Here is a 15,836-nt window from a genome sequence, read left to right as displayed (position 1 = left end):
CAATTGCGGGCTTTTTTGCTTTTTATACCCGCTGGAATTGATAGACTGAGCCTAAGTGTAGTGTCTGAGTCAGTTCATCTAAAGCTGTTCTTGATTCAGTTAATAGACTTGGATCGGCTAAATCATCTTCGGTAAGACTTTCACGATAATGCTTCTCGACCCAAGTGTTTAAGGAATTAAATAAATCATCCGACATAATGACGTTTTGATTCATTGCCGACACCTCTGTTTCATTTAAAACAATTCTTTGGCGCAAACAGGCTGGGCCACCACCATTTTGCATGGATTGTTTGACATCATAAATCTTAACCTCTTTGATTGGTGTGTCTTGCTCAACCAGCCAATCAAGGTATTCTTTGACTGAAGGAATTGCTTCACACTCTCCAGGGCAAATCAATGCCATATCGCCAGTAGGTAAAGTTACTAGTTGGCTATTAAATAAGTATGATTTAACCGCATCTTCCACTGGTACGTCACTAGCGCCCACTTCCACGACATGAAATTCTTCGCCGTCGAAGGCTCTTTCTAAATCGGTATAAACCTGCATTTGATTGACGAAAGCTTTTTGATGAGCAAATAGGACGTTACCATTACCGACTGAAATTACATCGTTGTGGAAAACCCCTTTGTCAATAACGTTGGGGGTTTGCTGAGCGTAAACCACATTGTCAATATCTAAGCCATGCAAACGAGCAACTGCTTGGCTTGCCTCAAAGGTTTGGCGCGCTGGGAATTTATGCGGAGCCGGCTTTGATGCATCAAAAGCGTATTTACCATAAACAAAAAAATGTACCCCTTTTTTGCCATAACCTTTATTAGCATTCACATCTACAAAACGCGTATGGTTGGCTGCGCCTTCATCACCAAAATGGTCACCATTCGGTAAAGCTGGATGATGAGCGAAATAATTTTCATCATTGAACATCGCTTTTAAAATTCGCCCGGTCGTTGGGTGCTCTATTGAACGATGAAACTTATTTGATAAGTTAGCTGGGGTGAAGTGTACCTTGGCATCAGCTGTATCGCTTGATGGAGCCATTGTACAAGCATTAGCAGTCCACATGCTGGACGCGGATGAGCAAGCCGCCAAAACTTTTGGTGCTTGTTTTGCAGCTTTAATGATCACTTGTGCATCGGTGCCGGTGAAGCCTAACTTACGCAATGTAAAAACATCCGGGCGCTCCATCGGAGCAATGACGCCTTGTTTTAATCCTAAGTCATGCAAAGCCTTCATTTTTTGTAGACCTTGTAGAGCAGCCTCTTTTGGTTTTGCAACTAAGTTGGCATTGCCTGTCGATGCAACGTTGCCGTGGGATAAACCTGCATAATTGTGCGTTGGCCCAACTAAACCGTCAAAGTTAAATTCGTAAGCTTTTCCTTTTTTCGATGCACTCATTACAGAATAACTCCTGGGGTTAAATTTTCTGGCAGCGAACAGCTTGGGTTCTCAATCGAAGCAACAGGGTAAGCACAGTAGTCAGCAGCATAATAAGCACTAGGGCGATGATTACCTGAGTTGCCAACGCCACCAAAAGGTGCGGCACTTGAAGCTCCTGTTAATTGATTGTTCCAGTTCACGATACCTGCTCGAATTTTATTATAAAAGGTGTCGTATTCGGATGGCGTATCACTCAATAAACCAGCCGCTAAACCAAAGCGAGTATTATTCGCTTCTGCGATAGCAGCGTCGAATTCTGCATAACGATAGACTTGTAGCAGAGGTCCGAAAAATTCTTCATCGATAGTTTCAATATGAGTCACATCTAAAAGTGCAGGGCTTACAAAGCCTGTGCCTGTTTTCATGTGCTCCATTTTGACTAAAATGCCAGCCCCTTTTTTGATTAAGTTTTCTTGTGCTTTGACTAAATCTAGCGCTGCTTTTTCTGAAATCACAGGCCCCATAAAAGGTTTGTCTGAATCGTTATAGTGACTAACTCGGATATTTTTTACCGCTTCTGAAAGACGGACTAAAAACTCATCGCCTTGTGTAGTTTTTGGAACAAATAATCGGCGAGCGCAAGTACAACGCTGTCCTGCAGAAATATAAGCCGATTGAACAGTATGATAAACGGCAGCATCAATATCGTTAACTTGGCCGATAATTAACGGATTATTACCGCCTAGTTCAAGCGCTAAAATTTTATTGGGTTGGCCGCTGACCTGCTTATGTAGAATATTGCCCACCGTTTCACTGCCGGTAAATAAAATGCCATCAATTTGTGGATGGTTAGCCAAAGCAATGCCAGTTTCAACTTCGCCTTGAACTAGATTAATAACACCATCTGGAATACCGGCTTTTTGCCATAAGCGAATGGTAAATTCAGCAACGGCAGGAGTTAATTCAGAAGGTTTAAACACTATTGTGTTGCCTGCAATTAGAGCTGGCACAATATGACCATTAGGCAAATGCCCTGGGAAATTATAGGGTCCGAAAACTGCAAGCACGCCGTGTGGTTTATGGCGAGTAGCTGCTAAGCCAGCGCCCATCGCATTTTCTTTAGTTCCAGTTCTTTCTTCATAGGCTTTAATTGAAATATCAATTTTACCAGCCATGGCACCAGCTTCGGTTAAGGTTTCCCAAAGTGGCTTGCCAGTTTCTTGGGCTATTATTTCTGCTAGCGCTTCTTTCTTTTCTTTTAGTAAAGTTTCAAAACGTTTAATGATTTCTATTCGCTCAGTTAGGCTTTTTTGACTCCAATCCCAACCTGATTTTTGCGCCGCTTGAATGGCCTGGTCGACTTGTGATTCATCTGCTGCATTGGCTTCCCAGATGATAGAGCCATCTGCAGGATTTATAGATTGGAAAGTTTTACCATTGCCTGCAAGCCATTGGTCATTAATAAATAAATTTTTCTCAGTCATATTAGTAGTCCTGTTAGAACTTATTGTCTGTTGGTATTGCTTTGAGGTTTTGCTCTTAACCTAGCAACTCTTACTGAATCACCTTCATTAACAGCTAATGCTGATAAAAAGGATTCAGTCACATATAAAACTTCGCCATCAAAGTCTGATTCGATAATGCCTGTTCTGAAAGTTTCTAACTGTCGATTGCTAACCATCAATGTTTCAGGAGGGTTGTCGCTAATCATGTGCGGTTTGCCAACTATTAGTTGCATCAATTTACTACTGCGATAGGTCTTTATTTGATCTTTCGGTGCTTCGATAGTTGGGCCTGCATCAAAAATATCCACATAGTTTTGATAGCGAAAACCTTCGCGCTTTAGCATCGAAATCGCAGGTTTTGTTTTTGGATGAACTTGTCCGATAACTTCTTGAGCCTCTTGTGAAAGCATTGTGGTATAAATCGGATATTGCGGCATTAATTCCGCGATAAATTGATTGGAACCAAGGCCACTTATGGCATCCGCTTTTGCAAAAGGCATACTGAAGAAATGGCGACCTAAGGAATGCCAAAACGGCGAGTTGCCTTCTTTATCGGAATAACCTCGCATTTCAGCAATTACCGTATCAGCAAATCGTTCAGGGAAATCAGCCATAAACATAAAGCGAGATTTCGCCAATAAACGGCCATTAACTCCGCCACGATAATCGGGTGATAAAAATAAAGTAGCGATTTCGGTACAGCCCGTGTAATCGTTGCCTAGTACTAAAACTTGGTGTTTATTATAAATACCCAAGTCGAAGCTAGTATTAACCACGGTTCCAAGTTTGTAGGTATAAAAAGCTTCATCCATACCCACGGCCGCCACCAAAGCACTAGTGCCAACAACTTTTTGTTGTTCAGTATCTTCTAGCACAAAGAAATAATACTCAGGACCTGGCTCATTAATCGGTGTATTAAAGGCCTTAAGCGAGCTGGCAATTTTATCCTTAATGCGCACCGGATCGTTGGGCAAAGTCGTTAAACCAGTCCCCGCAGCAGCGGCTAATTGCAGAATATCTTGCAAATCATCAGTTTGAGCTGGTCGAATTACCATCATATAAGCATAAATCCTTAATTATTAGGGTGTTTTAGGCACAAATCAAACAAGACCAGTGATGATAAGAAATCTGGCTTGAAAAGGAAAGGATCAGTTTGTCGGAAATTCACTGGTTTTGCCAGTAAAGACTGGTATTTTGGCTAAAAAAAGTGGATTATATGCGGCTTATTCGTGTCTCAATTTCTCAAGTGTCAAACAGGTGATTTATGTCTGATAATCAAAGCCCTAATTCTAGTTCAAAATATTCTCGCGCTACTTTCGATGAAGTAATGGTGCCCAATTACAATCCCGCCAGCATCATCCCAGAGCGTGGTGAAGGTTCAAAAGTTTGGGATCAAAACGGTAAAGACTATATCGACTTTGCTGGCGGTATTGCTGTAACAGCACTGGGTCATAATCATCCAGGCATGTTAAAGGCACTGAAAGAGCAGTCTGAAAAAATTTGGCACTTAAGTAACGTATTCACAAATAAACCCGCTCTTGAATTAGCGCAAAAGTTAACTGATGCAACTTTTGCCGACAAAGTCTTCTTTTGTAATTCCGGTGGTGAAGCAAATGAGGCGGCCTTTAAGTTGGTTCGTAAATACGCCAACGATAATTATCCAGATCAAGGTAAGAGTGAAATTGTAGCTTTTAAGCAAGCTTTCCACGGCCGTACCTTATTTACTGTGTGTGTGGGCGGTCAGCCTAAATACACTCATGGTTATGAACCCTTACCGCAAGGTATCAGCCATGGCGAATTTAATAATATTGAAGCACTTGAGGGATTAATCAACGATAAAACTTGTGCGGTGGTGATGGAGCCAGTACAAGGCGAGGGAGGTATTATTCCTGCGGATCCTGAATTTGCTAAAGCAGTGCGCGAATTGTGTGATAAGCACAACGCTTTATTAGTGTTTGATGAAGTACAAACTGGTGTGGGCCGCACCGGTCATTTATATGCTTACCAAGGTTTAGGCGTTACTCCGGATATTCTAACTACGGCTAAAGCAATGGGCGGTGGTTTCCCAATCGGCGCTATGCTGACTACCACTAAAATTTCAAAAAGCATGGGCGTTGGAACGCATGGTTCTACCTATGGCGGTAACCCACTAGCTTGTGCTATCTCAAACGTAGTGATTGATGAAATTAACACCCCAGAAATGTTGAATGGCGTTAAAGAGAAAAGCGCGAAAATCAAAGCCCGGTTGGAATCTATTGGCGAGAAATATGATGTGTTTGAAACTGTACGTGGCGAAGGTTTGCTTATTGGCGCAGTTTGTAATGAGAAGTGGCAAGGCAAAGCTCGTGAGTTTTTAGTATCAGGTTGGGAGCATGGCGTTATGTGCCTGGTTGCGGGTCTAAGCGTTGTTCGTTTTGCACCAGCACTAAACATTACCAATGAAGAAATTGATCTGGGCTTAGATAGATTCGAAAAAGCCGTCGCAGCGATTGCTTGAAATTATTGCTTTAGTTTATAGGCTCCTAAGGGAGCCTTTTTTTACCAGCTTTGTTTGTATAAGTTAAATGCCAATGATTACTTTTTAAGTTAGAAAGATAGTATGTTTTTTAATAAAATCTTCTGAGCATTCTGATTCGGGTGAATACCATCATTTTGCATAAGCTCAGGCTTATCCCCTACATTTTCTAGGAAAAAAGGAATCAGCATGGTTTCTTTTTCTTTAGCTAAGTCTAAGTAATTTTGATGGAATGCTTCAGTGTATCTTTTGCCATAGTTTGGCAATATATGCATACCTAATAATAGTACGTCACTCTCTATTGCTTGCGCCATATCAATCATTTTGGCAAGATTATGCTTGATTAATGCTGGGGCAATTCCGCGTAAACCATCATTTCCGCCTAGTTCTAGAATGAGTAAATCAGGCGCATGTTTCTCCAATAAAGGTTTGAGTCTAGACATACCTTGTCCAGTGGTATCACCACTGACACTGGCATTGATAACTTCAATATTAGAGTTTTTAGTTTTTAGTTCTTGCCGAAGTAGATTTACCCAACCACTTTCAAGGGGCATGTTATAGCCAGCGCTTAAGCTATCACCCAGTACTAGGATCTTGTTATATTTTTCAAGTGGTTTAGCGATTGCTGTCCACGAGAAAAGTATCGATAAAGCAAAGAATGTCAGGAAGTTAAGTTTTCTCATATATTGTTAGTGCCGAAATATTAGTTTGCTAATTAGCTTCATATATCACCTGATCATGGAGTTTATCGTGAATAACTTCAAGCTCAACTGTGTTTTTCAGGATATAAATAGCCAATCGTCAGCTTTGGATACTTTTGAAAAGGATAGTAACACTTCTTTCACACTGTTTTTTTTAAATTGTTTGCATTTACGTTATTCTATCAATAATCCTAACCGTAGATTTAAAAAATGCTAACAACTCAAAACCTAACTAAGACAGTCAGCTCTCAAGAGCAAGATTTAACAATCTTATCAGAAGTAACCTTAACCATTAATGAAGGCGATATCGTAGCTATTATCGGTGCTTCTGGTTCTGGAAAATCAACACTTTTATCTTTATTGGCAGGACTCGATGTGCCAACAAGTGGAGAGGTTATCCTTGCAAATCATAAACTTCATGAGCTGGATGAAGATGAAAGAGCTGGGGTTCGAGCACAGTTTGTGGGTTTTATATTTCAATCATTCCATTTATTACCTGGACTAACAGCACTTGAAAATGTGATGTTACCGATTGAATTAAAAGGTGGAAAATCACCACGTAAAGATGCTTTGGCAATTTTGGATAAAGTGGGTTTGAGTGAAAGGGTTAAGCATTATCCTAATCAACTTTCTGGTGGCGAACAGCAGCGAGTTGCTATTGCTAGAGCTTTTGCATCGGAACCAAAAATTCTATTTGCAGATGAACCTACCGGTAATTTGGACAGTGCTAATGGTCAAAAGGTGGTCGATTTGTTGTTTGAATTGAATGAGCAGTTTGGAACCACCTTAGTATTAGTAACTCATGATCAGAATCTAGCTAATCGTTGCGACCGACAACTTAGTTTAGAAGCTGGGCGTTTAGTTGCAGATACTTCTGAGCAGTCAGATTCTGTTTCTTCAAATACTAAAGCAACAGTTAAAGCGGTCTCATCTGAAGCTAAGGTAGCTTCCTAATGTTTAAGATGGCCATTAAAAACTTTCGTCGTGACTGGAAAGCTGGCGAAGTTAAAGTTTTATTTTTCGCATTAATTGTCGCGGTTGCTGCTATGACTGCTATCAGTGTAATCACTGATCGGATTCAGCGCGCTATGGGCGAGCAGGCTAGCGAATTTTTAGGAGCAGACTATGTCATTAGCTCTCCAAGAGAAATCCCTCAGGAATGGCTCTTAGAGGCTCAGAATAACAATTTGATCGCCGCTACTGGTAAAAATGTTAGTACGGTAATATCCAGAGGCGATAAATTCCAATTAGTTTCTGTCCGAGTGGTGGATGATTTCTACCCCTTGAAAGGAGAGCTTGAAATTGCTGTTGCCCCATTTGAGGTTGGCAACAAGGTTCAAGCGAAACCTGACCAAGGTAAACTTTGGGTGGAGCCACGGGTTTTAAGTTTGTTGGAGTCAAAAGTCGGCGACATCATCGAATTTGGTAATACCGAATTAATCATATCTGGAGTGGTGGTTTCAGGTCCTGGACAAGCTAGCGAGGTTTTTAATGTTGCACCGGGCATTATTATTAATAGTGCTGATTTAGCGGTTGCGGATATTCTTGGGCCAGGTAGTCGAGTCAATAATCAAATGTTGCTGGCTGGAGAGGAAGCTGCCCGCGAAGCTTATATTAAATGGTTAAAACCTCAGCTTAACGAAACTCAACGGATAACCGGTGGCAAAGAGGGAACACCTGCGTTACAAGCTTCACTCAGTCGTGCCGAGTCTTTTTTGCGTCTAGCGAGTTTAGTGTCTGTAATACTTGCCGGAGTGGCCATAGCGGTCGCCGCAGGGCGTTTTAGCCGTCGGCATTACGATTATGCGGCAATTTATCGCTGTTTAGGCATGCGGATCCGTCAGGTTCATCAGCTTTATTTATGGCAATTGGCACTTATTGGATTGATTGGCGTAGGCTTAGGTGTGGTAATTGGTTTGGCGATACAGCAATTGATTATTTGGCAATTTGCTAATGTGTTGCCACAACCTATGGTTTCGATTGGTTTAGTACCAATTATAGTTTCTGCTTTTTCAGGCTTAGTCGTTTTGCTGGGTTTTGCATTACCTTCATTTTTCCAAATCGCTAAAGTTCCGCCACTGAGAGTTTTACGTAAAGAGTTGATGCCGTTAGCAGTTTCGGGCTGGATTATTTATGCTTTAGCAATCGGCTCTATGGCTGTTCTAATGTGGTGGCAAAGTGGTTCTTGGCTGCTGGTAGGTATTTTATTAATCGTGTCGATTATTGCTTTTATTGTGATTCGATTATTTGCTTGGTTGATTTTTAAAATTGGTATTTGGCTGGGCAAAAGAAGTCCAACATCCGTAAGGTTTGGTTTAGGTCAATTAAAACGTTATCCGGCTTACACCATCAGTCAGATAACCGCTTTTGGTTTAGCTTTCATGATCATGCTATCGACTTATTTGATCAGAACGGAGCTTTTAACCGAATGGCAAAATCAAATGCCAGCCGATGCGCCTAATCATTTCTTAATCAACGTTCAAGATTATGAAGTCGAGGCACTTGATACGATTTTGCAAAAAAATAACGTAGAAACCAGTGGTATTTATCCTATGGTGCGTGGTCGGGTAACCCGATTGAATGGTGAGTTAGCCAATGAAGTGCTTTCCAAAGAAGAATATCAACAGGCTCGAGCTCTTAGAAGAGAGCTAAATCTCACTTGGATGAAAGATTTGCCGGCGGCCAATAAATTAGTAGAAGGTAATTGGTGGTTACAAGATGACGAATCATTTGATCCTAGCGCGGTGAAAATTTCAATTTCAACTGAAATTCAAAATATGATGAAGGTTAAAATTGGCGATAAACTTTCTTTTGATATTGGTGGTTTAAGCGTAGAAGGGCAGATTGCAAATGTCCGGGAAATTCAATGGGATTCTTTTCAACCCAATTTCTTCGTAATATTTGAGCCGCAGGGATTAAAAGATTTTCCCGCCAGCTACATAACCAGCTTTAATATAGCGAAAAGTCAAAAGCCTATGCTCAATCAAATTTTAGAGCAGATGCCGACAGTTACCATTATTGAGCTGGATAAAATCATGGAGCAGGTGCAAAAGATATTGGATCAAGTCACTCTGGCGGTTGAGTTTATTATGTTATTCGTTTTGTTAGCAGGAATTGCAGTGTTGTACGCAGTACTGCAGGCCAATCGAGAAGAGCGAGTATTATCAGCTACTTTATTAAAAACCTTAGGTGCTAAAAGTCCATTTATTCGCTCAGGTTTAATTGCTGAGTTAGCTTTGTTAGGGATATTTTCAGGTTTGCTTGCAGTGATTTGTAGTGAGTTAATGGTCTCTTCTTTATACATTAATGTATTGGATCTAACTGCAAAGCCACATTTGATATTTTGGTTGGTGGTTCCTTTAGCGGCTGCAATTTTTATTAGCGTAGTGGGTTGGTTTGGAATCAAATCGATACTGAAACAACCTGCTTATCAGGTGTTGAGGCAAACTTAAAAAAGTGTGCAAAAGGATGAGTTAGTAATGAAAACTGGCTCATCAAAAAATAAAAAATAATAGAAAAAACTAGACAGCCACCAGCTTTGGTTGCTATTAATAAAAAAAGGAACAACAGAGTTTGAGTTCAGTCTAGCTCTGTTTTTTTGAATCTAAAATTTAAAATAGTTGTTTTAAAACAAAACCTTAAGTAAGAATTTTTTATGGGAAAAGCATTAGTAATTGTGGAATCGCCAGCCAAGGCGAAAACCATTAATAAGTATTTGGGTAATGATTTTGTGGTTAAATCCAGTGTTGGTCACATCCGTGATTTGCCAACTGGAGCTAGCAAAAAAGAGCCTGTGAGTGCCAAGGAAAGAGCGCGAAAAGCTGCGATTACTCGCAAGTTGCCGCCAGAAGAAAAGGCTCGTCAAAAAGCTTTAAGAGAAAAGACAGCTTTATTCACTCGTATGGGAATCAATCCCGAAGAGGGATGGGATGCGCATTACGAAGTGCTACCAGGAAAAGAAAAAGTTCTTAATGAGCTAAAAAAATTAGCGGATCAATCTGACACTATTTATCTCGCAACAGATTTGGATAGAGAAGGAGAGGCTATCGCTTGGCATCTAAAAGAGCTGTTAGGTGGTGATGACGATAGATATCGTCGAGTAGTTTTTAACGAGATCACGAAAAAAGCTATTCAAGAAGCTTTTTCGAAGCCTGCTACATTAGATATGCACTATGTCAATGCGCAACAAACCCGTCGTTTTCTTGATCGAGTAGTTGGTTTTATGGTGTCGCCATTGTTATGGCGAAAAATCTCTAGGGGTTTATCCGCGGGGCGCGTGCAATCAGTTGCTGTGCGTTTATTGGTAGAGCGTGAGCGCGAAATCAGAGCTTTTATCCCTGATGAGTATTGGGACTTACATGCCGATACTATCAGCCAAGGGGGGGATAACTTACGTTTGTTGGTTGCTAAATATAAAGGCAAAGCTTTTAAACCAACCAATGAAAAAGATACTTTAGCAGCGGTTGAAGCCCTAAAGCATTCAGATTACAAAGTCCGTTCATTAGAATCTAAACCGCAGAAATCAAAAGCGCCAAAACCTTTTATTACTTCGACCTTGCAGCAAGCGGCTAGTACCCGATTAGGTTACGGTGTAAAACGCACTATGATGATGGCCCAGCGCCTATACGAAGCTGGTTATATTACTTATATGCGTACCGATTCAACTTACTTAAGTGCTGATGCAGTAACGCAATGTCGAGACTTTATTGCTGATAGCTATGGCAAGAATTATTTGCCAAAAGAAGCAATGAGCTATTCAAGCAAAGAAGGTGCGCAAGAGGCTCATGAAGCCATTCGTCCTTCTGATGTCACTAAGAAAGTTGGTCATCTAAATAATATGGAAAAAGATGCTGAGCGTCTTTATGACTTGATTTGGCGGCAGTTTGTGGCTTGTCAAATGCTGCCTGCAGAGTACGACGTGACTAATCTATTCGTCGAAGCAAATGAGTATGAGTTAAAAGCTAAAGGCCGAGTCATGCGTTTTGATGGTTGGACGAAAGTTTTGCCGATGCAAAAACGGTCTAAAGATGATGATGAATTGCCTAATGTTGAAGAAGGCGAGAGTTTAACTCTAGAAGCACTGGATCCAAAGCAACATTTTACTAAGCCGCCAGCTCGATTTTCTGAAGCTGCGTTGGTTAAAGAATTAGAAAAAAGAGGTATCGGAAGACCTTCTACTTACGCTTCGATTATTTCAACTATTCAAGATCGCGGTTATGTTAAACAAGAAAAGAAACGATTTTATGCTCAAAAAATGGGAGAAATTGTTACTGATAGATTAATGGAAAGTTTTAATGATTTGCTCGATTATTCTTTCACAGCGACTATGGAAGAGCGTTTGGATGCAATTGCTAATGGTAAGAAAAATTGGAAAATAACCTTAGATGAATTTTATCAATCTTTTTCAGATAAGCTTAAAAAAGCTGATGAAGAAGAAACCAATGGCGGTATGCGTCGCAATAATGCGGTTGAAACTGAATTAACGTGTGACTTATGTAATTCTCATCATTTTGCTATTAGAAACGCTAGTACGGGTGTTTTCTTGGGTTGTACCGGTTATTCCTTGCCGCCAAAGGAGCGCTGTAAAAACACTAAAAATCTAATGCCTGGCGATGATTTCGTGGCGGCCAATGAGGAAGAAGAAGCGCTTCACTTGGTCAGTATCAAACGCTGCAAGATTTGTGAATCGGCGATGGAAGATTACCTTCTGGATGAAAAGACTAAGCTATACATATGCGGAAATAACCCTGATTGTGAGGGTTACGAAGTTGAGAAAGGCGAGTACAAAATTAAAGGTTACGACGGCCCAGTTTTAGATTGCGATAAGTGTGGCGATGAAATGCAGTTAAAAACAGGCCGTTTTGGCAAGTATTTTGGTTGTATGAGTGACGATTGCAAAAATACGCGCAAGCTTCTAGCCAATGGCCAACCTGCACCACCAAAAGCTGATCCAATTCCTATGCCAGATTTAGCTTGCCAAAAAGTAGATGATCACTATATTTTACGGGATGGCGCTGCAGGTATTTTCTTGGCAGCTAGTCAGTTTCCAAGAAATAGAGAAACCAGAGCTCCTTCAGTGAGTGAACTGCTGACAGTTAAAGATAAATTGGATCCAAAGTATAAATTTTTAGCTGAGGCTCCTGAAAAAGATCCGGCCGGTAATGCTGTTTTTGTGAAATACAGCCGTAAATCTGCAGAGCAGTATGTGGCTGGTCTTGATAAAGAAGGCAAAGCTTCTGGTTGGACAGCTTTTTATGAAGATAAAAAGTGGGTTGAAAGAACCCCTGTTAAGAAGGCTGCCGCTAAGAAAACTACTAAGAAAACGACCAAGAAAAAAGCTGCAAAAGCAAAAAAGTAACATATTTGTTTAAAAGTCAGTAAAATAGGGCCAGTTCAAGACTGGCCTTTTTTATTGCCGTTAATTTTTCAGGAAAAACTATGTACTCAATGCTAAGAAGCATTCTATTTATGATGGACGGAGAAAGGTCGCATCATCTATCACTAAATAGTTTAAATGCATTACATAAACTAAAGCTGTCAGGACTGATGGCACAACCTTTAGTTGATGATCCGGTTGAAGTGATGGGGCTTCAGTTCCCTAATCGAGTAGGTTTAGCAGCAGGTTTGGATAAAAATGGCGAATATGTTGATGCCTTGAGCCAGTTTGGTTTTGGCTTTATCGAAGTTGGTACCGTTACTCCGCGAGCTCAAGAGGGAAATCCAAAGCCGCGCTTATTCAGAATTAAAGAAGCTAAGGCGATCGTCAATCGAATGGGCTTTAATAATGATGGCGTTGAGCAACTCATAAAGAATGTCACGGATATCAATTTCGGAAATAAAAATAAGGGTATTCTGGGGATCAATATCGGTAAGAATTTTGACACGCCAGTAGAACAAGCGGTAGATGATTACCTTATTGGCATGGAGAAAATTTACCAACGAGCAGATTATATGGTGGTAAATATTTCATCGCCGAATACTCCTGGTTTGCGTGATTTACAGTTTGGTGAAAACTTAAAGTTATTGCTTGAGAACCTTAAGAACAAACAGGCAGAGTTACAGCAAAAGTATGGATTTTATAAGCCATTAGCGATAAAAATAGCACCGGATTTAGATTCGAATGATATTAATGAATTAGGCAAAACCTTTGTTGAATATGAACTAGACTCTATTATCGCAACCAATACTACCTTTGATCGTTCTAAAGTTGAAGGGTTAAAATTTGCGGATGAACAAGGCGGTTTAAGCGGTAAACCTTTAGCGGGTAAATCCACTCAAGTTATCAAACAGCTAGTTCTTGCAATGGATGATAAAATCCCTGTTATTGGTGTTGGTGGTATTACCGATGGTCAATCTGCAGTTGATAAAATTAAAGCTGGCGCGGCTATGGTGCAAATTTATTCGGGTTTTATTTTCCATGGACCAAAACTTATTCATCAAGCGGCTTCAGCAATAAAAGACATGAAGGTCTGATATAAGCGCTGAAAAAAAATCACAATTGCAAATAGAACTTGAAGAGCTAATTGCAGTACAACACATGCTAGAAGATTAAAGGTGCTTATTTAATGTCGGAACAATATAATTTCTACTCATCATGTCCGCCTGGTTTAGAGTCGCTTTTAATCGATGAGTTAGCAGTATTAGGTGCTAGCGAGTTAAAAGAACATCCCACTCATGTTACCTTTCAAGGCGACTTATCGGTTGCTTATAAAGTGTGTTTAAACTCTCGATTGGCTAACCGTATTTATCTGACGTTGTTACATGATAGAGCTCAATCAACGGAAGATTTTTATAACAAAATTAATGCTATTGAGTGGGGCTGGCATTTTGATAGCCATCAATCATTAGCTGTAGATTGCACCAGTCGGAAAAATAATTTTATTAAGCACTCGGGTTTTGGCGCTTTAAAAGCCAAAGATGCCATAGTGGATTACTTTCAAGAGCGATATGAAAGTCGTCCGCCAGTAGATAAAGAGTCACCGGATTATCGAGTACATGTCTTAGTTAATGGCTCAGAATTAAAGGTTGGCTTGGATATTTCTGGCCGTAGCCTTCAACAACGTGGGTATCGAGACTCTACTGGCGCTGCGCCAATAAAAGAAAACTTAGCTGCAGCAATGCTTACCCGTGCTAAATGGCCTGAGTTATCGACTGCTGGGTATGATTTTCATGATCCTATGTGCGGCACAGGAACTTTATTGATAGAGGCGGCCATGATGGCATTGGGAATGGCGCCAGGTTTATTGAAACCGAATTTTGGTTTTCATCATTGGAAGCAACATGATGAAGAGCTATGGCAAGAAATATTGGCGGTGACAAAGCGTCAAGCTAATAAAAATAAACTTAATCATTCTGGAAAAATTCTTGGTAGTGACCGACATAGGAGAAGTATAGAGCTTGCGCAAGAAAACATTAAAGCAGCGGGTTTAGAGAATATTATCGACGTTGTGCATCAAGATATTGCCAAGCCTGAACAATTTGAACTGGATTCCGTAGGGCTTATAGTAACCAATCCGCCCTATGGTGAGCGCCTAGGAAATCCCGAAACCATTGTTGAGGTATATAAAAAGCTGGGTCATTATTGGAAAACGCAGTTTGATGGTTGGCAAGCAGCCATGATCACCACTGAAGTGGAGTATGCAAAAGCCATTGGTTTACGTTCTAATAAACGTTACAAGCTTAAAAATGGCGCGCTAGACTGTCAGCTTTATTTGTTTGATATAAGCTCTGAAAACGCCTACGAGCCGTTTGATCCAAGCAAAGTTAACCCTAGTTGGGATACAAACTTATCGGATAGCGCGGTTATGTTGAAAAATAGATTGAACAAGAATTTACAGCGCTACAAATCTTATTTAAAGCAAAACAATGTAACTTGTTATCGTTTATATGATGCGGATTTACCTGAGTTTTCAGCGGCTATCGATATTTATGAAGATGAAGTCCATATTCAAGAATATCTAGCACCTAAGGAAATCCCTGAAAAGGTAACACTAAAACGTCTAAATGAAATTAAAAGGGTCACTTCAGGTGTGATGCAAATTCCTGAAGTTAAAATTCATCTTAAGCAACGACGACGTCAGAAGGGCGCTCAACAATACGAAAAGCTCAGGAAAAGCGATGAATTTAAGGTCGTTAAAGAGCAAGGTTTTAAATTTAATATTAACTTAACGGACTATTTGGATACTGGTTTATTTTTAGATCATCGTAAAACTCGAAAAATGATTATGAATGAGGCAAAGGGACGGCGATTTTTAAATCTTTTTGCATATACTGGTTCTGTTAGTGTTTATGCTGCAAAAGGTGGGGCTAAAACCACAACCGTCGATATGTCGAAAACCTACATCAATTGGGGAATAAAGAACTTTTCACTGAATGACATACCGATTTATGGGCATCAATTTATTCAAGCAGACTGTATTAAGTGGCTCAATGACAATCAAAATGAACAAAAGTACGATTTAATCTTCTTAGATCCGCCTACTTTTTCAAATTCTAAACGAATGGAAGCTTCTTTTGATGTGCAAACTGATCATGCCGAACTGGTTAATTTAGCCATGTCCATTTTAAACCTGGATGGCAAGCTGTACTTTTCAAATAACTTTAAAAAGTTTGTTTTAGATAGAGATCTTGAGTCATCCTATAGAGTGCAAGAAATCACCCCAAAAACCTTACCCATAGACTTTCAAAAAAGCAGAAACCATCATCGAGCTTGGTTAATAGAGCATAAATAGACTGTT

At 40.2% G+C, this 15,836-nt stretch carries 10 protein-coding genes; 6 read left to right on the top strand and 4 right to left on the bottom strand.

From position 1 onward, the window contains the following. Positions 1–22: 22 nt before the first annotated feature. The 3 genes from astB to astA are packed head-to-tail and all read right to left on the bottom strand — an operon-like array spanning position 23 to position 3,941. Entirely contained in the window at positions 23–1,396 is a 1,374-nt protein-coding gene (gene astB, locus GJS41_RS09860) for an N-succinylarginine dihydrolase (protein ID WP_154247203.1), read from the bottom strand. Further along, the gene (gene astD / locus GJS41_RS09855; protein ID WP_154247202.1) at positions 1,396–2,862 is read right to left on the bottom strand and encodes a succinylglutamate-semialdehyde dehydrogenase; all 1,467 of its coding nucleotides are present in this window, start codon (positions 2,860–2,862) and stop codon (positions 1,396–1,398) included. Before astD ends, astB begins: the two co-directional genes overlap by 1 nt. A 20-nt stretch (positions 2,863–2,882) precedes the next feature. After that, positions 2,883–3,941 carry an arginine N-succinyltransferase gene (astA, locus tag GJS41_RS09850; RefSeq protein ID WP_227551323.1) on the bottom strand — a complete coding sequence of 353 codons (1,059 nt, stop codon included), beginning with the start codon at positions 3,939–3,941 and terminating at the stop codon, positions 2,883–2,885. A 206-nt stretch (positions 3,942–4,147) separates the two neighbouring features. On the opposite strand from astA, the gene GJS41_RS09845 reads away from it, so the two are divergent. Next, complete coding sequence (locus GJS41_RS09845; RefSeq protein ID WP_154247201.1) at positions 4,148–5,380, top strand: aspartate aminotransferase family protein; 1,233 nt, start codon at positions 4,148–4,150, stop codon at positions 5,378–5,380. Between the two features lie 89 nt (positions 5,381–5,469). On the opposite strand, the gene GJS41_RS09840 is transcribed toward GJS41_RS09845, so the two are convergent. Further along, complete coding sequence (locus GJS41_RS09840) at positions 5,470–6,081, bottom strand: arylesterase (protein WP_154247200.1); 612 nt, start codon at positions 6,079–6,081, stop codon at positions 5,470–5,472. A gap of 228 nt (positions 6,082–6,309) precedes the next feature. Between GJS41_RS09840 and GJS41_RS09835 the strand changes: the two genes are divergently transcribed. From GJS41_RS09835 to rlmKL, 5 genes are all read left to right on the top strand, one after another. Continuing rightward, on the top strand, positions 6,310–7,053 hold the full coding sequence (locus GJS41_RS09835; protein ID WP_154247199.1) for an ABC transporter ATP-binding protein: 744 nt from the start codon (positions 6,310–6,312) through the stop codon (positions 7,051–7,053). After that, entirely contained in the window at positions 7,053–9,551 is a 2,499-nt protein-coding gene (locus tag GJS41_RS09830) for an ABC transporter permease (protein WP_154247198.1), read from the top strand. The genes GJS41_RS09835 and GJS41_RS09830 overlap by 1 nt, the downstream gene beginning before the upstream one ends. Positions 9,552–9,754: 203 nt before the next feature. Next, the gene (gene topA / locus GJS41_RS09825; RefSeq protein ID WP_154247197.1) at positions 9,755–12,457 is read left to right on the top strand and encodes a type I DNA topoisomerase; all 2,703 of its coding nucleotides are present in this window, start codon (positions 9,755–9,757) and stop codon (positions 12,455–12,457) included. Between the two features lie 80 nt (positions 12,458–12,537). Then, on the top strand, positions 12,538–13,572 hold the full coding sequence (locus GJS41_RS09820) for a quinone-dependent dihydroorotate dehydrogenase (protein WP_154247196.1): 1,035 nt from the start codon (positions 12,538–12,540) through the stop codon (positions 13,570–13,572). A 92-nt stretch (positions 13,573–13,664) separates the two neighbouring features. Further along, positions 13,665–15,830, top strand: coding sequence for a bifunctional 23S rRNA (guanine(2069)-N(7))-methyltransferase RlmK/23S rRNA (guanine(2445)-N(2))-methyltransferase RlmL (rlmKL, locus tag GJS41_RS09815; protein ID WP_154247195.1), 2,166 nt, complete (start codon positions 13,665–13,667; stop codon positions 15,828–15,830). Positions 15,831–15,836 lie beyond the last annotated feature (6 nt).

Origin of the sequence: Kangiella sp. HZ709 (genome assembly GCF_009674675.1) — a bacterium.
Taxonomy (GTDB): domain Bacteria; phylum Pseudomonadota; class Gammaproteobacteria; order Enterobacterales; family Kangiellaceae; genus Kangiella.
Note: the sequence above shows the minus strand (reverse complement) of the source record. Positions and strands in the feature narration are given on the sequence as shown.